Genomic DNA, 22,632 nt, shown 5'->3' with positions numbered 1-22,632 from the left:
GATGGAAGAACAGATGTGGGAACTTTTGAAGGAGAAGGAATCCAGGAAGAAGCTTTATGTGAATGCACTTAGGATATTCGGGAGAGAAGACGGATTGGAAGTGTACCGGAAGATACGGGAAGAGTTGTTGTGACTTGGATGAAAAGGCGTGAGAAAAGATGTGGCAGTGCGGGAATGGGCTGCTGCATCTTTTTTGAGATTTGTATTTTTGTTCAGTTATTGTAATATTTAATATTTTTTTAATTGCATGTTCCATAAATGAGAAGTAGAATGAATAAAGTATACGGTAATACATTCAACAGAGGAAAGAGAGGATGGATATGGAACAGCAATACAGGCAGGTTCCCCCGATGCAGCCGGAGAGCTACGGTAAGCGCGTCTGGCATTTATGGGGACCGATTTTGATAAAATGGGCAGTTGGGATTGGAGTCAGCATGATTGCCATGGGTGTATTGAGCATGGTCTATGTGATGGCAGATCAGGAGGCTGCCATGATAGCGATGCAGAGTGAAGAGAAGATGATGGAATTGTATGATAAGATTTTGAATCAATACCTGAATGCTTCCACGCTGATTGAGGGCGTTGCTGCACTGATTACGATTCCAATCATGCTTTGGTTCTTCCACTCGGACAGGGTAAAGGAGAGGAAGAGAGGGGTTATCCCTAATAGGAAAGCGCCTCTCTGGAAATATACGGTGGGATTGCTTATGGCATTGGCTCTGAGTCTTGGGCTTAATAATCTGATTCTGATAGGGAATCTGTCGGAGATGAGCGAATCCTATCAGGCGACGATGGAGGCTTTCTATTCGTCTCCGCTTGTTGTCCAGATTGTTGTGCTGGCGGTTCTGGTGCCGATGAGCGAGGAATTGGTATTCCGGGGACTGCTCTTTAAGCGGCTGCGTGAGCGTGCGACTTATATGCAGGCGGCATTATACTCTGCCGTGGTATTCGGATTGATGCATGTGAATATGGTGCAGATGCTCTACGGATTTATTTTAGGTATGATGCTGGCATATCTCTACGAAAAGTATGGCTCTGTCAAGGCTCCGATTGCGGCGCATATGGCTATGAATTTATTGTCCGTATTGGCGACGGAGTATAAGCTGCTTGACTGGTTGATGGAAGACAAGATGCGGATGGGGATTGTGACGGTCGCCTGTGCATTTGTCGCATCTACGATGTTTGTGTTGGTTCAGAGGATTGAAGAGAAGCCGGATGTGCCAAGTGCATCCGAGGGGAAGGAGAATCTGGTTTCTCATTGTACAATGGATGGGGAATAAGTGGTGTAGAGCAGATTTCGCGCATTTAAAGCCTAAACGGGTGGACTTAAAGGCCGCGCGAGAAAGAGGACTATAAATTAAAAGACGGCAGGCGCCGCTCTCTCCAAAAATGATTATTAGATTTTGGAGAGAGCGGTGCCTTCTTTCAGCTATTTCATACATTTTTCTTCTCTCTCAGTTTTCTTACATCCAGCATATCAAGACCGGCAGCCAGTTCCACAAGTTCCGCCTGCAGACAGAACAAGTTCACTGCTGTCGTAATAAATTCCAGTATTACGTTGAGGGCAATCGTGACCGCTACAGCCTCCATGGGAATTTTAAGCTGGACAAACAAAATCGTATAACAGGTCAGCGCACCGCCGGGAATAGGAGGCGCCGCCACCGCAAGCACAATAGCAATAAGACCGGCCGTAGCCAGCCACGCCGGAGAAACCGTCACGCCATAGATTTCAGCCATACAAAATCCCACCGCCAGAAACATAACGGAAACCCCCGGCATAAAGATAACCTGCCCTAAAGGGATACCCAAATTAACGATCTTTCTGTCAATCCCAAGGTCTTTTTCACAGCACTCCATATTCACCCCAAATGCGGCAGAAGAAGATGCCGTGGTTAATGCAATCAGAAAAGTGGGTGTCATCTTTTTCAGCAATACCCTAAGCTTCACCTTCCTCCTTGTGCATACCAGCACAAGATACACTGCCAGAAGAACAGCATCTCCCATAAGCATTACCAGAAACACCTTATATGCAGGAAGAAATACCGAAAAGTTATTACCCAGTATCATATTTAGAATACTGCCGAACACAAACACGGGAACAAAAGAACTGACTGCCTCCATAATAAGCTGTATAATATAATTGGACTGTTCCACAAAGGCCGCGGCAATCGTAGCTTTGTTTCCCAGAATCAGCATTGCGATTCCTATTAAAACTGCCACAAAAATAATCTGCATAGGATTCCCTTCTGTAAAGGGCGTAAAAAAGTTACCCGGTACAATATCCAGAACCATTTGAAACAATTCAGAAAAATCAAACTTCCCCCCGTCTCCGGTTTGAAAGGAAAAAAACGGCATGGCAAATACACATACAGGCAGTGTCAGAAGAAGCGTCATTAGCATAAAGCGTCCAATCATCCTCTTTCCGATTCTGCCCATAGCCGCCATATCCCCAATGCTGTATATTCCCCATACAATTGAAAGAAACACCATAGGACCTGCAACGGCTGATAAAAGTCCCATAAAACGGTTAAATACAGGGCTGATAATCTCATCTGCAAGAAAAGTCCTGACACTCTCTGGCAGGAAACTACACACACCGCCGCACAAGAAAGCCAGTATTACGGACAATGCCAGTGAAACCATCTGAGAACGTTTCTTCTTTTTGGGAGTAAATAAAATAAGATTCTCTCCATTTTTGTACTGCCACGCGGGTGCAACCCCCATATTGGCAAGCAGTCCTTGCAGTACCTGGCTCTGTTCTTCCTCCCCCGCATCAAAGGGATCAACCCTTTCCCCTGGCAGGAAAAGTTCCAGTCGGATACGATTAAGACGTTTGATATATTTTTGTGCAAACACTGCCTCCACGCCCAAAGCCTCCTGGTACTTTAACAGCGTTTCTTCCACTGCAAGCCGGATTTGGATAATATTTCTGGCATCAACGCCCCATTCTCCAAGCGTCTTTTCTGCAAGACTGCTTGCATGCGCAATATTTTCATTATTTAATTTCATCTTTTCCATAATTTTTTCTCTTATTTTTTTAATCTATATACTTATAATAAATTGAAACCGCATCTGCGCCAGATTTTCCCTCTCGCTGTATTCCACATCCAGAGAAAGATCCCTTTCCTTTGCTTCTCCTGCCGCGGGCAGAAGTTTTTGCATCAGCGCTTCCTCACCTTTCGTCTGACATGCTCCCTCTGTCCTGGCACAGAGCTTCTATACTTCGGTATTATAGCAAATAAGAATTTTGCTTTGGCGGGTGTGGGATGATTTGTATCTATTCTGGTATAATTCGTTATATATTCTTCTTAATCTTTAATATATGGTATGAAAACATAACATTTTCCGACATCCTTTTTATGAGAGAGACGATATTGTGATTTTCATGACAATACTGAGTGAGATAGAAAGAAAAAATATTCATGATATATATGTGAAAATCTTGAATAAATAGATTATTTTATAAAAATAAAATTATTATCTAATTATCTGATAATTTAAATAAAATTTCCTATTTACAAAACTTGCAAAAGGTAGTATAGTAAGAAAAACTGAAGAAAGGGTTAAATGTATGAATGCACAGATTGTAAATAATCATACCCTTGGACACACCCAGAGGGTACGCCGGGACACAAGCCTCTGTGAGACGGGCGGAATCTATCCGGCAAAGCAGGACGGCCTGTATTGTCCGCAGTTCGAGCATGACAACTGTGGAATCGGTGCAGTCGTGAATATCAAGGGGCGCAAGAGCCACAATACGGTGATGGACGCCTTGAAGATTGTTGAGAATTTAGAGCATAGGGCCGGCAAGGATGCCGAGGGTAAGACAGGCGATGGAGTTGGAATTTTGTTGCAGATTTCACACAAGTTTTTCTCCAAAGTCTGTAAACCTCTCGGCATCTTTTTAGGTTCGGAGAGAGATTATGGGGTTGGGATGTTTTTCTTTCCCCAGGACGAATTAAAGAAGAACCAGGCGAAGAAGATTTTTGAAGTGATTGTCCGGAAAGAAGGGATGGATTTTCTTGGATGGCGGGAAGTCCCGGTAAGGAGGGAAGTCCTTGGAAGCCGGGCGGCAGAATGTATGCCTTGTATCCAACAGGGATTTATTGCGCGTCCTGAGAAGATTAAGCAAGGGATTGATTTTGACAGGCGTCTTTACGTGGTGCGCAGAATCTTCGAGCAAAGCAGCGACGATACCTATGTGGCGTCGTTGTCCAGCAGGACTATTGCATATAAGGGAATGTTCCTGGTGGGACAGCTCAGGCCGTTTTTTGAAGATTTGCAGAACCCGGATTATGAGTCGGCAATCGCGCTGGTACACTCCCGTTTCAGCACCAACACCAACCCGAGCTGGGAGCGCGCCCATCCCAACCGTTTTATCGTACATAACGGGGAAATCAACACCATCCGGGGCAATGCGGACAAGATGCAGGCGCGGGAAGAGAATATGGAATCGGAGTATCTGAAAGGAGAGCTTCACAAGGTGCTGCCGGCAATCAACAGTTCCGGTTCGGATTCTGCCATGTTGGACAATGCAATCGAGTTCATGGTCATGAGCGGGATGGATCTGCCCCTTGCCGTGATGATTGCTATCCCGGAGCCATGGGCAAGCTCAAAGACCATGTCCCAGAAGAAGAAGGATTTTTACCAGTATTATGCAACGATGATGGAGCCTTGGGATGGACCGGCGTCCATTCTGTTTTCTGACGGCGACTGTATGGGAGCCGTCCTTGACCGGAACGGGCTTCGTCCTTCCCGGTACTATATTACCTCTGACGACACGCTGATTCTGTCATCAGAAGTGGGCGTCCTTGACATTGACCCGGGTAAGATTCTGGTAAAGGAGCGCCTTCATCCTGGAAAAATGCTGCTGGTGGACACGGTTCAGGGAAAGGTAATTGACGATGACGAGCTGAAAGAAATCTATGCGGGAAGGCAGCCCTATGGGGAGTGGCTGGATAGCAACCTGATTGAGCTTAGCAGCCTGAAAATACCAAACCAGAAGGTGCCTTCCTATACGGCAAAGGAATGCAAACAACTGCAGAAGGCATTTGGTTATTCCTATGAGGAAGTGAAGACGTCTATCCTTACGATGGCGATGAACGGTTCCGAGGGAACAGCGGCAATGGGGGTTGACGCGCCTCTGTCGGTCCTGTCAGAGAAGCATCAGGATCTCTTCGGATATTTCAAACAGCTTTTTGCCCAGGTGACGAACCCGCCGATCGACGCGATCCGGGAATCGGTGGTGACATCCACGACCGTTTATATCGGGGCGGACGGGAACCTGCTGGAAGAAAGGGAAGAGAATTGCCGGATGTTGAAGGTGGATAATCCAATCCTGACCAATACGGACCTTCTGAAAATTAAGAATATGAGGAAAGAAGGCTTCCATCCCGTCGAGATTCCGATTATTTACTATAAGAACTCAGGGCTTGAGAAGGCGATTGAATATCTGTTTATCGAAGTGGACCGTGCCATCCGGGAGGGGGCTAACATATTGATTCTTTCGGACAGGGGCGTGGACGAGTACCATGTGGCTATGCCGTCCCTGCTGGCGGTGTCGGGGCTGCAGCAGCATCTGGTGCGGACGAAGAAGCGGACGTCTGTCGCGATTATTCTGGAAACGGGAGAGCCGAGGGAAGTCCATCACTTTGCGACTCTGCTGGGATACGGGGCTTGTGCGATTAATCCTTACCTTGCCCATGAGTCCATCCGGCATCTGATTGAGACGAATATGCTGAAAAAGGACTACTATGCGGCAGTGGATGATTATAACCACGCCGTCCTTGGCGGCATCGTGAAGATTGCCTCTAAGATGGGAATCTCAACCATACAGTCTTACCAGGGGGCGAAGATTTTTGAAGCCATTGGGTTAAAGGAAGAATTTATCCGGAAATATTTTACAGATACCGTAAGCCGTGTGGGAGGCATCGGGATGGAGGAGCTGGCGTCTGACTATGTGGCGCGCCATTCCCAGGCGTTCGACCCGCTGGGCCTTGAGGTGGATATGACCCTTGACAGCATCGGGCAGCATAAGATAAAGAGTGGAGGGGAGCGGCATCTTTACAATCCCCAGACCATTCATATGCTCCAGCAGTCTACCAGACGGGGAGACTATGAGATGTTCAAAAAATATACGGAGATGGTCAATGCAGAAGGCGAGCATATCAACCTGCGGGGACAGTTGGAGTTCAACTATCCTAAGAAGGGGATTCCCATTGAGGATGTAGAGAGTGTGGATGCAATCGTGACCAGATTTAAGACGGGCGCCATGTCATACGGCTCTATTTCCAAGGAAGCCCATGAGACATTAGCTATTGCAATGAACCGTCTCCACGGCAAGTCCAACAGCGGAGAAGGTGGGGAAGAAATCGAACGTCTGGACAGTGACCGCTGTTCTGCGATCAAGCAGGTGGCTTCCGGACGGTTTGGCGTGACCAGCCGTTATCTGGTGAGCGCGAAAGAGATTCAAATAAAGATGGCGCAGGGCGCAAAGCCGGGAGAGGGCGGACATCTTCCGGGCGGCAAGGTGTATCCCTGGATTGCCAATACCCGTCATTCTACCCCGGGAGTCAGCCTGATTTCCCCGCCGCCCCATCATGATATTTATTCCATCGAGGATTTGGCGCAGTTGATCTATGACTGTAAGAATGCCAATAAGGATGCGCGGATTTCGGTGAAATTGGTGTCGGAGGCGGGCGTTGGAACCGTCGCCGCAGGCGTGGCGAAAGCGGGTGCGGGACTGATTCTGATTTCCGGGTATGACGGAGGAACCGGGGCTGCGCCGAGAAGTTCGATCCACAATGCGGGTCTGCCGTGGGAGCTTGGGCTTGCGGAGACGCACCAGACCTTGCTCCAGAATGGGCTTAGGGAGCGTGTGCGTCTGGAGACGGACGGCAAGCTAATGAGCGGCCGGGACATTGCGATTGCGGCGATTCTTGGGGCGGAGGAGTTCGGGTTTGCGACGGCTCCGCTGATTACCATGGGCTGCGTGATGATGCGGGTGTGCAATCTGGATACCTGCCCGGTAGGCGTTGCCACACAGAACCCTAAGCTTAGGAAACATTTTACCGGAAAGCCGGAATATGTGGTGAACTTTATGCGTTTTGTGGCGGAAAACCTGCGGGAATACATGGCGAGGCTCGGCGTCCCCACGATTGACGAGTTGGTAGGGCGTACCGATCTTTTGCGGGTGAAGGAACACGCCACGTCTGCGCGGGCTGCGACGCTTAATTTGGGGCGGATTCTATATAACCCTTATGAAGGGACCAAGACTCCGGTGACATTTAACCCTAAGAAAGTGTTCGATTTTGAATTGGAAAAGACGCTGGATGAGAAGGTGCTGGTAAGACAGCTGCTTCCATCCCTGAAAAAGGGACAGAAGCGGAGCGTGGAGGTGGACGTGACCAACACGGATCGGACCTTCGGGACGATTTTCGGTTCAGAGATTACGAAACGGTATCCGGAGGGGCTTCCGGAAGACAGTTATGTGGTAAAATGCACGGGGGCAGGCGGTCAGTCCTATGGGGCGTTCATTCCCAAGGGGCTTACGCTGGAGCTTGTGGGCGACAGCAACGATTACTTTGGAAAAGGATTGTCAGGCGGGAAGTTGATCGTGTACCCGCCGCGAGGAGTGAAGTACCGCCATCATGAGAATATTATAATAGGAAATGTGGCGCTCTATGGAGCTACCAGCGGCAAGGCTTTCATTAACGGTGTGGCAGGGGAGCGTTTTGCAGTGCGTAACTCGGGCGTGACCGCCGTTGTGGAAGGCGTGGGAGACCATGGATGTGAATATATGACCGGAGGGCGTGTCGTCGTCCTTGGAAAGACGGGCAGGAATTTTGCCGCCGGTATGAGCGGCGGGGTGGCGTATGTGTTGGATGTGGACAGCGATTTGTACCGGAATGTCAATAAGCAGATGGTGAATATCGAGCGTATCTCATCCAAATATGACGTGAATGAGTTGAAAGGTATGATAGAAGAGCATGTGGCATGTACGAACTCTGAAATCGGCAAGGAGATTCTGGAACGGTTCAAGGAGTATCTGCCTAAGTTCAAGAAGATTATCCCTGTGGACTATGAGCGGATGCTTACGACGATTCTCCAGTTGGAGGAGCAGGGCATGAGCAGCGAGCAGGCGAAGACAGAAGCATTTTACGCCATGAAGGGCGAAAGATAGGGGGTGGAGACAGTGGGAAAAGCGACAGGTTTTATGGAGTATGGAAGACAGGACAAGCCAGCGGAAGAGCCGAGGGAAAGAATTAAGCATTTTCACGAGTTCCACAGTCCTTTATCGAAAGAGGAACAGGAACGGCAGGGCGCAAGATGTATGGCCTGCGGCGTCCCGTTCTGCCAGTCGGGGCAAATGATTGCGGGTATGGCCAGCGGATGTCCGTTGCACAATCTGGTTCCGGAATGGAACGACTTGATTTATCATGGCAACTGGGAGGAAGCATACTATAGGCTGAAAAAGACGAATAATTTCCCGGAATTTACTTCCCGGGTGTGTCCGGCGCTGTGTGAGGCTGCCTGTACCTGCGGCCTGAATGGAGATGCGGTTTCGACAAAGGCAAATGAGTATGGGATTATTGAAAATGCATACGAAAAGGGATATGCTGCGGCAAAGCAGGTGAAGGTGCGCACGGGCAAAAAGGTTGCGGTGGTGGGCTCCGGTCCTTCGGGGCTTGCGGCGGCGGATATGCTGAACCGGAGAGGGCACAGCGTGACGGTGTTCGAGCGTGAGGACAAGGCCGGCGGATTGCTCAGGTATGGAATCCCGAACATGAAGCTTGAAAAACAGATCATTGACCGGAAAATCAGAGTCATGGAAGAAGAAGGAATCACCTTTGTTACGGGCTGTGATGTGGGGAAGGACAAGAAGGCTGCGGAACTCTTACAGGAGTATGACCGGGCCATCCTGTGCTGCGGTGCATCTAACCCAAGGGATATCAAGGTCCCAGGGCGGGAGGCGAAGGGAATCTATTTTGCGGTAGATTTCCTGAAATCTACCACAAAGGCGCTGTGGGCGAACCAGATGCAGCTAAAGGACGGGGAGTACATTTCCGCAAAAGGGAAGAACGTGATGGTCATCGGTGGCGGCGATACGGGGAATGACTGTGTCGGCACGTCCATGCGCCATGGGGCAAAGTCTGTGCTGCAGCTTGAGATGCTGCCGAAAGCGCCGGATGAGCGGGCGCTAGATAACCCGTGGCCGGAGTGGCCCAAGGTGTGTAAGACGGATTATGGGCAGCAGGAGGCGATTGCGGTATTTGGAAATGACCCAAGGGTATACCAGACTACGGTGAAGGAGTTTCAGAAGGATAAAGGGGGGAATGTCTGCAAGGCGGTGCTTGTGAAGCTTATGCCTAAGAAGGATGAGAAGACCGGACGGTTGGCGATGGAAGAGGTGGCCGGGAGTGAATATACGGTGGATGTGGATCTGGTGCTGATTGCGGCAGGATTCCTTGGGAGCGAAAATTATGTGACGAAGGCATTCGGCGTCGATGTGGATGGGCGTACCAATGTGGCCACAAGCCCGGGGGCTTATGGGACGAACGTGCCGAATGTGTTTGCGGCGGGCGACATGCATAGAGGGCAGTCTCTGGTGGTATGGGCGATCCGCGAAGGCAGGGAAGCAGCGCAGGAAGTAGATGTCAGCTTGATGGGATATACGAATATGAATATCCAGTAAAAAAACATTTGTTACAAAATTATTAAAAAATGTTGCAAGTCTTAGTGGTTTGAGGTATAATTGTTACCAGATGTAGAGGGACTATGTCAGATAAACGTAGATGAGTGTAAATAGTAAGCAGAAAATACATAAAAAGGATGGTTTCAGTATGAGGAAATTTGGAGCAAGACTTTTGGCCGCTTTGATTGCAGGTTCTCTGATCGTTACGCCCGTTATGGCGGCGCCGTCGATTGACGAGCTGAAAGAGGACAAGGCTGAGAAACAGAATGAAGTGAATTCCCTGCAGGAGGAACTGACGCAGATCATATCGAAGATAAATGGTCTAGAGGCGGATCTGGTCAAGAAGGGTGAGGAGATCATTCAGGCGACAGACGATTTGGCGGCCGCTGAGGTAAGAGAAAGAGAGCAGTATGAGGCGATGAAGCTTCGTATTAAATATATGTACGAAGAGGGAGATACGACAGCCCTTGAGTCTCTGGTAACGGCGGAGAATTTCTCTGATTTGGTCAACAAGGCGGAATATGTGCAGAATGTACATGATTATGACCGGGATCAGTTACAGGAGTATGTAGAGACAAAGAATCAGATCGCAGAGTTGAAGACTACCCTTGAGGAAGACCAGAAGAAGCTTGAGTCTTTGCAGGTGGAATACGAAGACCAGAAGGTTGTGCTGGATACGACGATTGAGGAAAAGCGGGCAGAAGTAGCCGACCTTGACGGTCAGATTCAGGCGGCGGTAGAGGCAGCGGCAAGGGAGGCTGAGGAACGCAGGCGCAGGGAAGAAGAGGAACGCCAGCGTCAGCTTGCGGCGGCGAATAACAATAATAATTCTGGAAACCGTCAGAATGGCAGCAATAATAATCAGAACAGCGGCAACTCCGGCAATTCCGGAAGCGGTTCATCAAATAACTCAGGCAGCAGCGGAAGCACCGGAAACAGCGGTAACAATAACAGCAGCGGAAGCAATTCCGGTTATACTAGCTCTGGCAATGCTTCGGTTGGACAGACTATCGTAAGCGCGGCACGTTCCCAGATTGGAGTTCCTTATGTATGGGGCGGCACGTCACCGGGGTCAGGTCTTGACTGTTCAGGTCTTACCCAGTATGCTCACAGAGTTGCAGGAATCCGTATCGGACGTACATCTGGTGAACAGGGCGGCGGCGGAGTACCAGTCAGCAGCCCGATGCCTGGAGATATTGTATGTTATTCCGGACATGTGGGGATTTATACCGGCGGTGGAATGATGGTTCATGCGCCGCAGCCGGGAGAGTCTGTGAAGGAAGTTGCCGTGTACGGTTCTCCATGGTACAGACGTTATTGGTAAGAGAGAGTAGTTTATGATACATATTGTAGAATTTGAGCGTATAAAAGCCTTGCAAATGCAAGGCTTTTGTGCTATCATGAAAAAGTCGCAAAAATCACGCATTTGTTTGTCCGAGAGGGTGCCGGGGATTGCATATCAAGGGTATCCGAGCCGGTTTCGAGGGCTTACACATATGCGGAAGCAAAAAACCAAATGGAGGAAAGAAACATGAGCGTTATTTCAATGAAGCAACTTTTAGAAGCAGGTGTTCACTTCGGACATCAGACCAGAAGATGGAATCCTAAGATGGCTCCATACATTTACACGGAGAGGAACGGCATCTACATTATCGATCTGCAGAAGTCAGTAGGCAAGGTTGACGAGGCGTATCAGGCGGTATCTGACATTGCGGCAGACGGCGGTACGGTATTATTCGTCGGAACCAAGAAGCAGGCGCAGGATGCGATTAAGACGGAGGCTGAGCGCTGCGGGATGTTCTATGTCAACGAGAGATGGCTGGGCGGTATGCTTACTAACTTCAAGACAATTAAGAGCAGGGTTGCACGTTTGAAAGAGATTGAGAGAATGTCAGAGGACGGAACCTTTGATGTATTGCCGAAGAAGGAAGTTATCCAGCTGAAAAAAGAGTGGGAGAAGTTAGAGAAGAATCTGGGCGGAATCAAAGAGATGAAGCAGCTTCCGGACGCTATTTTCGTAGTTGACCCTAAGAAGGAGAGGATCTGCGTACAGGAGGCACATACACTTGGAATCCCGTTGATTGGTATTGCGGATACCAACTGTGACCCGGAAGAACTGGATTATGTAATCCCGGGCAATGACGATGCAATCCGTGCAGTGAAGCTGATTGTGTCTAAGATGGCTGACGCTGTGGTTGAGGCGAATCAGGGGATGACCGGCGATGACGGAGCTTATGACGAGGCAGAGGAAGCGTATACGGACGAAGCAGACGAGTAGACGATATCTTCTTTATTAGATAAGGAAGATTGAGTTTATTTATGGGAAATAGATTTGGAGGAGATTGACATGGCAATTACAGCTAGTATGGTAAAAGAGTTAAGAGAGATGACAGGCGCGGGCATGATGGACTGTAAGAAGGCTCTGAACGAGACGAACGGCGACATGGACGAGGCTGTAGAATATCTGAGAAAGAACGGACAGGCGAAGGCTGAGAAGAAGGCCGGACGTATTGCGGCGGAAGGCATTGTTGCTACTACAATCAAGGGTGACGACAAGGTGGCTGCAATCGTTGAAGTCAATGCCGAGACGGATTTCGTGGCGAAGAACGAAGTATTCCAGACTTATGTTAAGGAAGTAGTAGAGCAGCTTGCAGATTCTAATGCGGCGGATGTGGAAGGGTTCAAGGCAGAGCCGTGGGCGCTGGATACATCTATGACTGTTCAGGACAAGTTGGCTGCTATGATCGCTAAGATTGGCGAGAATATGAATATCAGAAGATTCGAGAAGGTCGTTTCCGAGAATGGAATCGTGGTATCTTATATCCATGCGGGCGGCAAGATTGGCGTTCTGGTAGAGGCAGAGACACAGTGTCATTCTGATGCGGTGAAGGAAGCCTTAAAGAATGTTGCAATGCAGATTGCGGCGCTGAATCCTAAGTATGTTTCTACCGACGATGTGCCGGAAGAGTATAAGGAGCATGAGAAGGAGATTCTGGTCGCTCAGGCTAAAAACGATCCTAAGAATGCCAACAAGCCGGAGAATATCATTGAGAAGATGATTACCGGACGTCTGAATAAGGAATTGAAGGAAGTCTGCCTGTTAGAGCAGGAGTATGTGAAGGCTGAGAATAAGGAGACGGTTGCGAAGTATCTGGAGGCAGTTTCTAAGGAGGCTGGTTCTGCAGTTACTTTGAAGCGGTTCGTGCGGTTTGAGACGGGCGAAGGGCTTGAGAAGAAGAATGAGGATTTTGCGGCGGAGGTTGCGGCGCAGATGAATCAGTAAACTTCTGAGAAAAATTGATTTACGAACCCCTGAAAATCCCATAGAATGGGCATTTTCAGGGGTTTTTTGCGTTCTAAGGAGAGGTTCATAATTTATCGTAAATTACCGTATTTTGAGTGCCAATTTGGGGGATTTTTGGGGGAAGAGTTGGGGGAAAGGGTATCCCCCAAATGGTGTGTGAAAGTTTGCCTGTTTCTTTTGGGAAAAGGGGAGAAGTTTGCTTGCCGTTTCTGGACGTAGATTTACATGCTGATTGTCAATCAGAAGGGTATAGATTAGGTTTGCCTTATTTAAGAGGTCAAAATATTTGTTCATTAGCGACAAGGTTCGGATTTCCGATTGTTTATAAGGAAGATGAGTTAGGTTGTAGTTTCAGATGTGAAATGTTTAAAGCATTTCTGTTAAATATCATTAAACGTGAAATGGTGTCTAATGTTTTAGCATATATGTTTTCAATTCTGTTTTTAGGAAAACATGAATTGAAGGTAGTTAATGAGAAATTTTATCTTGTTGAGTTTCAGAAAGATATACAAATAGAAGCTCCGGTTTTTAATATTGTGAATATGGAATATATACACAGTTTAAGGACAAGATGTACTGAGGATTTATCCAATGGAAATTATGATAGCGTGATAACAAAGTCGAGAACATTGATGGAGGAAATTTTCTTATATGTTTTGGAAAATGAAAAAGTTAATGTTAAGATGAATGGTGATTTGACGCAGTATTATGGAAAAATAAAAGAGAAGTACGGATTGAATCAAAGCAGCGATATTGACAACAGAATCAATTAGGAGCAAATTCGACAAATTATCTCACAAAATAACATTAGCAGTGTAGCAGATGTGTATTCTCTTCTCAAAGAAAGCTTCAAAGATATTCTACAGGAGCTTATGGAAGCAGAACTCGATGCCACCCTCGGTTATGAGAAAAATCAAAAAGGTGATCTTTTGACAGATAACAAAAGAAATGGCCATTCACCTAAAACACTGAAAAGCCAATACGGAGAATTTCAAATTGATGTCCCACGGGATCGAAACGGGGAATTTCATGATCCGATCAATGACCTGTATGGGATCGAAGTATCCGCTGAAATGGTCAGCAAGATTACCGATAAAATCCTGCCTCAGGTAAAAGAATGGCAGTCCCGCCCTTTAAACCCAATCTACCCTTTTGTGTTCATGGACTGTATCCACTATAAAGTACGGGAAGATGGGCGGATCCTGAACCGCGCTGCATATGTGGTGCTAGGTGTTACACTGGAAGGATACAAAGATATCCTGAGCATCACAGTAGGTGCAAATGAAACCAGCAAGTTTTGGCTGGGCATGTTAAATGACTTAAAAAACCGTGGTGTAAAAGACGTACTCTTCTTCTGTGTACACGGGCTTCCCGGCTTTAAGGAAGCAATACAGGCAGTCTATCCGCAGGCAGAGATCCAGCGGTGTGTGATTCCGTAAAAGGGCGGTGGGGAAAAAGTATCCTTATGCCATTAGCAATTGGGAAAACAACTGGGAAGATGTAAGCTCATTTTTCCAATTCTCAGATGATATCAGACGAATTATGTATACAACCAATATCATAGGGGGAGTAAACCGTCAATAATTTGGCCAGTGAAAATGTGGTGAAGAAATGGACGCAAAGATATAGGAACTGGGATCAGGTATTGAATCAATTGATTGTCCTATATGATGAAAGGATTACGAACTATCTGTAAGACAAAAGGCGGGATGGCGTCACCAAGACCTATCATCCCACCCTTATTCCATCGGCATCTGTATTATTGCCAGAACCCCCCCCCAATCTTATTCCGGAGGCCGGGTGTGGGCAGAGCCCACGAACAAAAACAATTAATACAGGGCCTTAATAATTGTGCAAAAAATTAGAAAAAACAGTATAACTTTCCTGGAAATGGTTATACTATAGATACAAAGAAATATTCGACAGAAAATCGACAATATAAAAATTGTAAATCTGACAAATATTTCTTACATATCTAATTCTTATCAAGGAATTCTAGTTTCCATAGACACAAGATTTTTTACAGCCTCGGATTTATCCTGCCTGTTTTATTTCTGGCAAAGCCCATCTATATAAGCGTCCAGTAGCATTTGCTTATTCTGCGAGAGTGACCTGTATTTGTTAATCAGTTCATCTTCTTCTTGTGTAAGTGATTCATCTTTCAGCGGATATAGTTCAAAATCAAAGAAGTCTGACAGTGACACATTCAGTCCCTTGCACAGTTTCTCCAGTGTGCCGACAGTGGGGCAGGTACGCCTGTGTATGATATTGTTTAGGCTAGAATAGGGCATACCCGCTTCTTTTGCTAGTTTGTACATGGTAAAGTGCTTTTTCTGGCAGAGGTATTCAATTCGTTCAAAGACCTTAACTTGCTTACAAAAAAAGCATTTATTGTTGATTATGGATATTATCAAGATAATGGCAAACAGGTAATTGTAACATCAGGAGCAGGAACATGGGGGCCACCAATTCGTATAGGAACCAAAAGTGAAGTTGTAGAAATTACTGTTAATTTGAAATGATTGATGTAATTAAAAGTTTTTAAAGTAAAAGTTGGAGAGCTTTAGAGAAATCTGAGGCTCTTTTTCTTTTACGGAACTGGAAATTTGGATTGCAGAATGTGCATATGTCAGTGAAAAATAGTTTAAAAATAAACTATTTTGATAAAATTTTAAACTTGACAAAAAGAAAAAATTATTATAGTATAAATTAAAGATGTAGCAAAATAGTTTGAAAACAAACTAATTCGAATGGAAAATAAACGGTGAAGCAGTATGAAATTATATTTTGAATTACTAAAATATCCAGTATTCACAATGGAACATGTAAGTCAATACTATGATAACATTGAAAGTGCGCGTTCGGCGGTAAAACGTTTGACAAAGGGTGGTCTTGCAGTAAAGATACGAAATAACCTTTACACATGCATTAGTGGAGAAACGGATGCTCCATTGGCGAACCGTTATCAAATTGCAGGCGCGATCACACCTACCTCGTATCTTTCTCATCATTCGGCAATGGAATATTATGGAATTAGTGACCAGATTTTTTATGAGGTTTATGTATCTTCAAATACGATGTTTCGAGATTTTAAATTTGATGGATACACATTTTGCTATGTATGTTCTAAATGTAATGAGGGAGTCGAAACAGTAAAATACAGCGGGGGCGTGCGAATAACAGATAAGGAACGAACTGTGATTGACAGTATTAAGGATTTGGATAAAATAGCAGGATTAGAAGAAGTGATCGATAATATTCAGGCGATATCTGTTCTTGGAGAAAAACGTATGCTTGCATATTTAGAATGCTATGATAATCAGTTTTTATATCAAAAAGTGGGTTTTTTGTTGAAAAGTCAACAGGAACGCATTGGATTATCAAATGAGTTCTTTCAGATATGCCAAGACAGGATTGGGCGCAGTAAACGTTATTTGACGAAAGATTACAATGGCGGAAAATATGATGCTGTATGGCGGCTTGTAGTTCCAGAGCAGATGTATTATTTGAAAAATGAAGGAGTCAGGCATGAATTATAATAAGGGACAACTTGGACAAATTGCAAAGCAATATGGATTTGTTCGGGACACATTTGAAAAAGTGTTGAGGCTGAAAGAAATATTGACTTATTTGAATACAAATGAATATCTGCATGAACATCTGGCTTTAAAAGGCGGAACAGCAATCAATATGACTATTTTCAATCTGCCAAGGCTTTCTGTTGACTTAGACCTGGATTTTACTCCAAATCTGCCATTGAAAGATATGGAAAAAGTCAGAAAGAAAATTACAAAAATGCTGGAAAGCTATATGACAGAGGAAGGATATTTTCTTTCAGGATCTTCCAGGTATAGTCATAGCCTGGATTCTATGCTGTTTCAATATCAAAATGCCGGCGGTAACAGGGATAATATAAAATTGGAGTTGAATTACTCCTTGCGATCTCATATTTTTGCTCCAATAGAGAGAAAGATTGTAACGGATATTTTTGAGGAAGATGTAATGGTACGGACTTTGGAACCTGTAGAGATCTTTGCCGCAAAAGCAAATGCGCTTATGAGTCGGGCAGCAGCCAGAGATTTGTATGACTTCAATAATATGATTTATTTTGGTCTATTTGATGAATCGGAACATGAATTGTTCCGTAAATGTATTATTTTTTATGCATCCATATCGACAGATAAGATCAATAAGACTTTTAATACATCTGCGATTGATGGATTGGAGTTTTCTAAGATTAGGCGTGATTTGTTTCCAGTGCTTCGGAAAAAAGATAATTTTAATTTAGATGAACGTAAAGAGGAAGCAAAAAAGTTTATAAAGGAACTTATGGTTTTGACAGAGGAGGAAAAAGAGTATTTGGATATGTTCGAGAAAGGTGAATATATACCTTCGCTTCTATTTTCTAATAATAAGATTTTAGAAAATATTGTAGAACATCCAATGGCTATTTGGAAGATGCAATTGGAACAAAAAGTCGAGATGAAATTTTAGTACACGGGGAGATTTTTTTAAATGGAAAAAAATGAGTTTGTTAAGTCTGAAATAGGGTCAGAAGCTGCTTGGAGAGGTTTTTCGACACAGACATTATATATAGCAAAACGGCTATTGACAGCAGAAGATGATGAACAGCTATATCCAGAACAAGTTGAAGATCTAATGATTATGAGAAAAGGGAAGATTAAAGAACTTGTTCAAGTTAAAAATTTGTCTGATGATTTATCTCTTTCAGATTTATCTCCGAAAAAGAATGATTCTTTCTTTAGAAGATGTTTGAAGTTTAAAAAGAGTGAAAAAATATGTTTGAAGATCGTGTCATTTGGAAATATTGGTCCTGAGTTACAAAACATGCTAAAAGAAAAGGAAAAGAGAAAAAGTAGTATTTACAATAAGTTATTATCGTATGGTTATAATGAAAATGACACATTATGGTTGCTAAATCATTTAGAGATAGAAGAGATAAGTGAATCTGAAATTGAAAAAAGTATCAAAGAAACTATGAAGGAATATGTTGAAATAGTGGCATATAACTTGGTGAAAGATAATCTGATTTATTATATATACAAACTTTCAAGTGAAAAAGGATATACATCAAAAAAATGTTGGGAAGAAAAAGTAAGTAATATAGCAAAGGATCTGATGGCAATAGATTCGATACAAAGACAATATCAAAGAACAATTATTCCGCTTTATGACTATAAATCAAATAAAACAAGTGAAGAGTTATTAAATGATTATAGGATGGGGATTAATGCCAGTCCAGATCATATTAGAAGTGGCTGCGATTTGCGAAGAGGAAGATGGCTTAACGAAATTAGAGATAGATTCTTGAAGAATAATATTGTTTTGATAAAAGGAGCATCAGGCCAGGGAAAAACTACTTTAGCTTACCGATATCTTATTGATAATTATCCGGAATTGAATATTATGTGTATTCAAAGAGTTACTTCAGAAGATCAGGCAATAGATATATTAAGCGTTCTTAGAGGCTTGAACGCCAGGAAAGATATTGTTGTATATATAGATGTGGAGCCTTATGATATCCAATGGCTGTGGATTTGCGAAAAAGCATTGGAACTGGCAAAAGATATAAAAATACTTATTTCTATTAGAGAAGAGGATTTTCAACGAAGTTCTATAGATTATTCAAAACATAATTTTGAAGAAATATCGATTGAGTTTTCAAAGGATGAGGCTATAGAATTATACGAAATGTATCCAAATACTACATATTTGTCATTTGATAATGCTTGGAAATCTTTTGGCGAAAATGGGCCATTAATGGAATACATTTTTATGCTTAATGAATCCAGGACTTTGGCTGATAGAATTAAAGCTCAAATTGAAAATATAGTAAATCATGAAGAGGAGGCGGATTCCTGGCTTGAAAGCCTAATGATTATATCTTTGGCAGGAATTCATAATAACAGTGTTTCTGTTAACGGTTTGTTTCAAAAAGTACAATGTAAACAAAAACTTAAAATGATTAAACATTTTGAAAAGGAATACTTTGTTAAAGTTACGCAAAATTCTACATATGTTGAAAGTTTACATGTGTTAAGGGCAAGGATTATATATAATATACTCATGGAGATGGGGATTTTCAATAAAGAAGATATTCTAATAAATACTTTAGAGATAATAGAACATAACGCAACACAAATGCTTATAGAATATGTGTATGAGGTAGGAATGACACAAGAATTAGTTGGTCGGATCGCAAAAATAAGATGTTTAAGTATTGAAATATATGCAGATATATTGAAAGCTCTGCTGTGGTGTGAAATCTATTATTATTTTAAGATAAATCGGAAGGTTATTGAGGAAGGAGATATACTGTTTAATAAACAATTTATGTTTTTGGGGAATACAGATATTACAGGATTATTGCAAATAGATTTATTGCATGATATATCTAAAGTTTTTAATGAAGTAAATCCACATTTTGAAGAACAAATGACAGAACTATTGAATAAGCTTCCTCTGCTGAAGCTGGAATACAAATTTTTAGATGCTGGAAAAAGCAACGGCCCCAATTTTGATGATCCTTATTATATTGAAATGTTTGATTTTGAACATAGTGCTGATGAGGATAGATATATTGCGATAGGGAAAGTCGGAGATGTGTTGTTTGTAGTAGAAGAGGAGAAAAAAAGTCCTATTAACTTCGATGAGGATTGTGGAGAATTGTCGCCAGCCATGATGAAGGCGTTTAAGAGCGCGGTGGTGCAAAGAAATCGCAAGAAGAAAGCTTAGAAATTTGGGGGAAGAACCTTACCCCCAAATGGAGAATGGCTATCCCCAAAATTAGTTCAATTTCTAGCTGGATGGAGTACTAGCAAAATATCGTAAATTTCCAAGGAAGTTGCATTCTATTGCATTTATAAATAAATGACCGCCTTTCATTTGTTTTATTGATTGGACATCTAAAGCAGATTAGGGATACAATGGACAGGATAGAAAATTAAAGAATCAAAAATGCAAAGGAAAAAAATGAAGAAGAAACTGGTAAGTATTTTGCTTTGCGCCGCCTTGGCGGTATCAGCATTCACCGGCTGCGGCAGTTCCGACCCGGAAGAAGAAGCAAAATCAAAAGCGGCTGCAGAAGGCAGCGGCACAGAAAGTGAAAACGGAACGGAAACAACGGGAGCAGAGGGTGTCTTTACATATGCAATTGGGGGCGACACCGGCAATACCCTGAACCCACTTACGGCAGACGACAGATGGGGACTGATGACCTGCCATCTCCTGTACTCACCTGCATATTACGTTTATGCAGACGGTACGATTGACTACATTCTTGCGGAGAGTATGGAGCCGTCAGAAGACGGGCTGACCTATACGATGAAGCTGAAAGAAGGCTTGAAATGGAGCGATGGGGAGCCGCTTACGGCAGACGACATCATCTATACCTATGAAGAACAGAATAAACAGTCAGAGAACCTGTTCATCGGAGGCGAGCCAATCAAGTTCGAGAAGGTAGACGACCTGACGGTAGAGTTCAAACTTCCGTCCGTATGCGCCAGCGCCATGGAGATGTTATCTTCCGAGGCAAGCAGCCTTCCAAAGCACTATTTTGAAGGAAAGAACACCTTTGACATCAATATGCTGGAGGAAGAAGTGGTAGGCGCAGGTCCATATATGTTGGAAGAGTATCAGACAGGGCAGCATCTAAAATTCAAGAAAAACCCGAATTATGCAAATGGCGAAGCGAATATCGACACGATCGTCTACCGGGTCATCGAGAGCAACGACACGGCTACCCTTGCTCTCCAGAACGGCGAGATTGATGCATGGATTGGGCTCCCGGACCTGTTAGATCCATATCAGGATAACGACAGCTTCAATATCACGAACTACAGCGAGGGGCGTGTGGCTTATATGAGGCTGAACCCGAAATCTGCGAACATGCAGGACAAGTCCTACCGCGAAGGAATCCTGTATGCCATGGACCGTGAGGAAATTTTGACGGCCGCATATACGGACAAGGAGTTCTTTGATCTGGGATATTCCTTCCTGCCTCCGAACAACAGCTATTACAGTGATGATGTGGAGAAATGGGAGCAGGATGTAGATAAGGCGAAAGAGCTGACGGCAAAGGGTTCTAAGTCATTAAAGCTCTGTTATATAGAAGAGGATCAGGTCCAGACCAACCAGGCGCTTACGATTCAGGCAGAATTAAAGGAAATCGGCATTGAAGTAGAGATGGTGGGCATGAATCAGGCAGCGTACATGAAGGTGGCTTATGACAACGAGAATACGGAATATGATATCTACCTTGGCGGATACGTAATGGGTGTAGACCCGGATCTCTATTCTTCCCTGTTTGTTTCAACGAAAGACAATATGATCAATTACAACAATCCAGAGATAGACAAGTTATTTGCCGATGGAAATGCGACTTTGGATGAGGCTGAAAGAAAAGAAATCTATAATGAACTTCAGAAAAAAATATCAGAAGAAGCAATCTTCTATCCATTTGGTTCCAACTTGCGTACGCTTGTGACGACTGCCCGTGTAGGCGGCCTTGAAGAAGCAGGATTCGTACCGATCTATACGTTTGGAGATCTGTCTAAACTGGAACTGAAATAACAGTGTATGGCGAAGAGGCCGTTGCAAAATAGCAGATGTGTAAGCATTTTGCAACAGCCTCTTTTTCGGATTTTAGGAGGAAATATGTTAAAGTACATTGTAAAACGTATTTTGCAGGCAATCCCGTTATTGCTGCTCATCACCCTGATCTGTTTTACCTTGATCAATCTGGCTCCTTATGATGCCATTGACTCCATCACAACGCCGGACATGACGAAGGCAGAGGTGGAGGCAAAGCGGGAAGCCTATGGCCTGAACGATCCTATGATCGTGCAGTATGGACGGTGGGTGGTAAATATTCTGAAAGGAGATTTCGGATATTCGCTGCTGTCCCATACCAGTATCAAGTATGACTTAAAGATTCGGATTCCTGCGACCATTAAGCTGGTATTGCCGTCCTATCTGACTGCATACCTTCTTTCTATCGTGCTGGGGCTTCTGGCAGGAAGCCATAAGAACAAATGGCAGGATAAGCTTATCGACGGCTTCTGCTCGGTAGGAATCTCTATGCCGACCTTCTGGTTCGCTATGATCGTGATGTATTTCCTGGGATACAAGTTCAAGATTTTTCCGTTGATGGGGATGCATACCATAGGGCTTGAGGATTCCTTCGCAGATTTTATGAAGCATTTTGCAATGCCATATCTCGTGCTGACGGTGGGATTTCTGCCGGATCTGACCCGTTATGTCAGAGGGTCTGCCATCGGGCAGCTCAAGGAAGATTATGTAATCGTGCAGCAGGCATTCGGCGCCAAAAAGACGGAGATCCTATTCAAGCATGTGGGGAGAAATGTATTGATTCCGCTGATCACAAAGCTTGGCATGGCGCTTCCCATGCTGGTGACAGGGGCGGTGATCACAGAGACGATTTTCTCATGGCCGGGAATTGGTTCTTATTTTGTGAAGGCGATCTCGGCGATGGATTATCCCATTGTAATGAGCATCCTGGTACTATCCGGGACGCTGGTGATTCTTGGCAACCTGCTTTCTGACGTTCTCTACTGCCTGACAGATCCGAGAATCAAGACGATGAAATAGAGGT

Annotated in this window: 15 protein-coding genes and 1 pseudogene; 14 read left to right on the top strand and 2 right to left on the bottom strand. The window is 44.4% G+C overall.

What is annotated here, in order from left to right:
* Window position 1: 1 nt before the first annotated feature.
* Both AC6I3O_RS15920 and AC6I3O_RS15915 read left to right on the top strand, forming a co-directional pair.
* Window positions 2-133 carry a hypothetical protein gene (locus AC6I3O_RS15920; protein WP_497851736.1) on the top strand — a complete coding sequence of 44 codons (132 nt, stop codon included), beginning with the start codon at window positions 2-4 and terminating at the stop codon, window positions 131-133.
* Window positions 134-320: 187 nt separating this feature from the next.
* A complete protein-coding gene (locus AC6I3O_RS15915; RefSeq protein ID WP_497851735.1) occupies window positions 321-1,280 on the top strand; it encodes a CPBP family intramembrane glutamic endopeptidase in 960 nt (319 codons plus the stop codon).
* Between the two features lie 154 nt (window positions 1,281-1,434).
* Here the strand turns inward: AC6I3O_RS15915 and AC6I3O_RS15910 are convergent, their stop codons facing one another.
* Window positions 1,435-3,018 carry a dicarboxylate/amino acid:cation symporter gene (locus tag AC6I3O_RS15910; RefSeq protein WP_497851734.1) on the bottom strand — a complete coding sequence of 528 codons (1,584 nt, stop codon included), beginning with the start codon at window positions 3,016-3,018 and terminating at the stop codon, window positions 1,435-1,437.
* 553 nt (window positions 3,019-3,571) lie between these two features.
* On the opposite strand from AC6I3O_RS15910, the gene gltB reads away from it, so the two are divergent.
* From gltB to AC6I3O_RS15875, 7 genes and pseudogenes are all read left to right on the top strand, one after another.
* The gene (gene gltB / locus AC6I3O_RS15905) at window positions 3,572-8,182 is read left to right on the top strand and encodes a glutamate synthase large subunit (RefSeq protein ID WP_497851733.1); all 4,611 of its coding nucleotides are present in this window, start codon (window positions 3,572-3,574) and stop codon (window positions 8,180-8,182) included.
* A 12-nt stretch (window positions 8,183-8,194) separates the two neighbouring features.
* Window positions 8,195-9,694 carry a glutamate synthase subunit beta gene (locus tag AC6I3O_RS15900; protein ID WP_497851732.1) on the top strand — a complete coding sequence of 500 codons (1,500 nt, stop codon included), beginning with the start codon at window positions 8,195-8,197 and terminating at the stop codon, window positions 9,692-9,694.
* A gap of 148 nt (window positions 9,695-9,842) precedes the next feature.
* Window positions 9,843-11,018 carry a C40 family peptidase gene (locus tag AC6I3O_RS15895; RefSeq protein WP_497851731.1) on the top strand — a complete coding sequence of 392 codons (1,176 nt, stop codon included), beginning with the start codon at window positions 9,843-9,845 and terminating at the stop codon, window positions 11,016-11,018.
* 207 nt (window positions 11,019-11,225) lie between these two features.
* Complete coding sequence (gene rpsB, locus AC6I3O_RS15890; protein WP_497851730.1) at window positions 11,226-11,972, top strand: 30S ribosomal protein S2; 747 nt, start codon at window positions 11,226-11,228, stop codon at window positions 11,970-11,972.
* 69 nt (window positions 11,973-12,041) lie between these two features.
* Entirely contained in the window at window positions 12,042-12,977 is a 936-nt protein-coding gene (gene tsf / locus AC6I3O_RS15885; RefSeq protein WP_497851729.1) for a translation elongation factor Ts, read from the top strand.
* A gap of 221 nt (window positions 12,978-13,198) precedes the next feature.
* Window positions 13,199-13,771 carry an abortive infection family protein gene (locus AC6I3O_RS15880; RefSeq protein WP_497851728.1) on the top strand — a complete coding sequence of 191 codons (573 nt, stop codon included), beginning with the start codon at window positions 13,199-13,201 and terminating at the stop codon, window positions 13,769-13,771.
* A gap of 6 nt (window positions 13,772-13,777) precedes the next feature.
* Window positions 13,778-14,694 (top strand): annotated as a pseudogene (locus AC6I3O_RS15875) (IS256 family transposase).
* 352 nt (window positions 14,695-15,046) lie between these two features.
* Here AC6I3O_RS15875 and AC6I3O_RS15870 read toward each other — a convergent pair.
* Window positions 15,047-15,412 carry a helix-turn-helix domain-containing protein gene (locus AC6I3O_RS15870; RefSeq protein ID WP_497851727.1) on the bottom strand — a complete coding sequence of 122 codons (366 nt, stop codon included), beginning with the start codon at window positions 15,410-15,412 and terminating at the stop codon, window positions 15,047-15,049.
* A 360-nt stretch (window positions 15,413-15,772) separates the two neighbouring features.
* Here AC6I3O_RS15870 and AC6I3O_RS15865 point away from each other — a divergent pair, with 360 nt between their 5' ends.
* The 5 genes from AC6I3O_RS15865 (at window position 15,773) to AC6I3O_RS15845 (ending at window position 22,628) form a co-directional block, all read left to right on the top strand.
* Window positions 15,773-16,537, top strand: a complete 765-nt coding sequence (locus AC6I3O_RS15865; RefSeq protein WP_497851726.1) for a type IV toxin-antitoxin system AbiEi family antitoxin domain-containing protein — start codon at window positions 15,773-15,775, stop codon at window positions 16,535-16,537.
* Window positions 16,527-17,492, top strand: a complete 966-nt coding sequence (locus AC6I3O_RS15860) for a nucleotidyl transferase AbiEii/AbiGii toxin family protein (RefSeq protein ID WP_497851725.1) — start codon at window positions 16,527-16,529, stop codon at window positions 17,490-17,492. Before AC6I3O_RS15865 ends, AC6I3O_RS15860 begins: the two co-directional genes overlap by 11 nt.
* A 21-nt stretch (window positions 17,493-17,513) precedes the next feature.
* Window positions 17,514-19,754, top strand: a complete 2,241-nt coding sequence (locus AC6I3O_RS15855; RefSeq protein ID WP_497851724.1) for a BrnT family toxin — start codon at window positions 17,514-17,516, stop codon at window positions 19,752-19,754.
* A gap of 237 nt (window positions 19,755-19,991) precedes the next feature.
* Window positions 19,992-21,590 carry an ABC transporter substrate-binding protein gene (locus AC6I3O_RS15850; protein ID WP_497851723.1) on the top strand — a complete coding sequence of 533 codons (1,599 nt, stop codon included), beginning with the start codon at window positions 19,992-19,994 and terminating at the stop codon, window positions 21,588-21,590.
* 84 nt (window positions 21,591-21,674) lie between these two features.
* A complete protein-coding gene (locus tag AC6I3O_RS15845; protein WP_497851722.1) occupies window positions 21,675-22,628 on the top strand; it encodes an ABC transporter permease in 954 nt (317 codons plus the stop codon).
* The last annotated feature ends 4 nt before the right edge of the window (window positions 22,629-22,632 follow it).

This window comes from Sporofaciens sp. St.21A7 (assembly GCF_059728535.1).
The sequence above is the reverse complement of the archived record's forward strand: the minus strand, read 5'-3'. Positions and strand labels throughout refer to the sequence as shown.

Bases quoted from the DNA above. Each gene is read 5' to 3' on its own strand.
- AC6I3O_RS15920 (WP_497851736.1), top strand. From the start codon at position 2: ATGGAAGAACAGATGTGGGAACTTTTGAAGGAGAAGGAATCCAGGAAG.
- AC6I3O_RS15915 (WP_497851735.1), top strand. From the start codon at position 321: ATGGAACAGCAATACAGGCAGGTTCCCCCGATGCAGCCGGAGAGCTAC.
- AC6I3O_RS15910 (WP_497851734.1), bottom strand. From the start codon at position 3,018: ATGGAAAAGATGAAATTAAATAATGAAAATATTGCGCATGCAAGCAGT.
- gltB (WP_497851733.1), top strand. From the start codon at position 3,572: ATGAATGCACAGATTGTAAATAATCATACCCTTGGACACACCCAGAGG.
- AC6I3O_RS15895 (WP_497851731.1), top strand. From the start codon at position 9,843: ATGAGGAAATTTGGAGCAAGACTTTTGGCCGCTTTGATTGCAGGTTCT.
- rpsB (WP_497851730.1), top strand. From the start codon at position 11,226: ATGAGCGTTATTTCAATGAAGCAACTTTTAGAAGCAGGTGTTCACTTC.
- tsf (WP_497851729.1), top strand. From the start codon at position 12,042: ATGGCAATTACAGCTAGTATGGTAAAAGAGTTAAGAGAGATGACAGGC.
- AC6I3O_RS15865 (WP_497851726.1), top strand. From the start codon at position 15,773: ATGAAATTATATTTTGAATTACTAAAATATCCAGTATTCACAATGGAA.
- AC6I3O_RS15860 (WP_497851725.1), top strand. From the start codon at position 16,527: ATGAATTATAATAAGGGACAACTTGGACAAATTGCAAAGCAATATGGA.
- AC6I3O_RS15855 (WP_497851724.1), top strand. From the start codon at position 17,514: ATGGAAAAAAATGAGTTTGTTAAGTCTGAAATAGGGTCAGAAGCTGCT.
- AC6I3O_RS15850 (WP_497851723.1), top strand. From the start codon at position 19,992: ATGAAGAAGAAACTGGTAAGTATTTTGCTTTGCGCCGCCTTGGCGGTA.
- AC6I3O_RS15845 (WP_497851722.1), top strand. From the start codon at position 21,675: ATGTTAAAGTACATTGTAAAACGTATTTTGCAGGCAATCCCGTTATTG.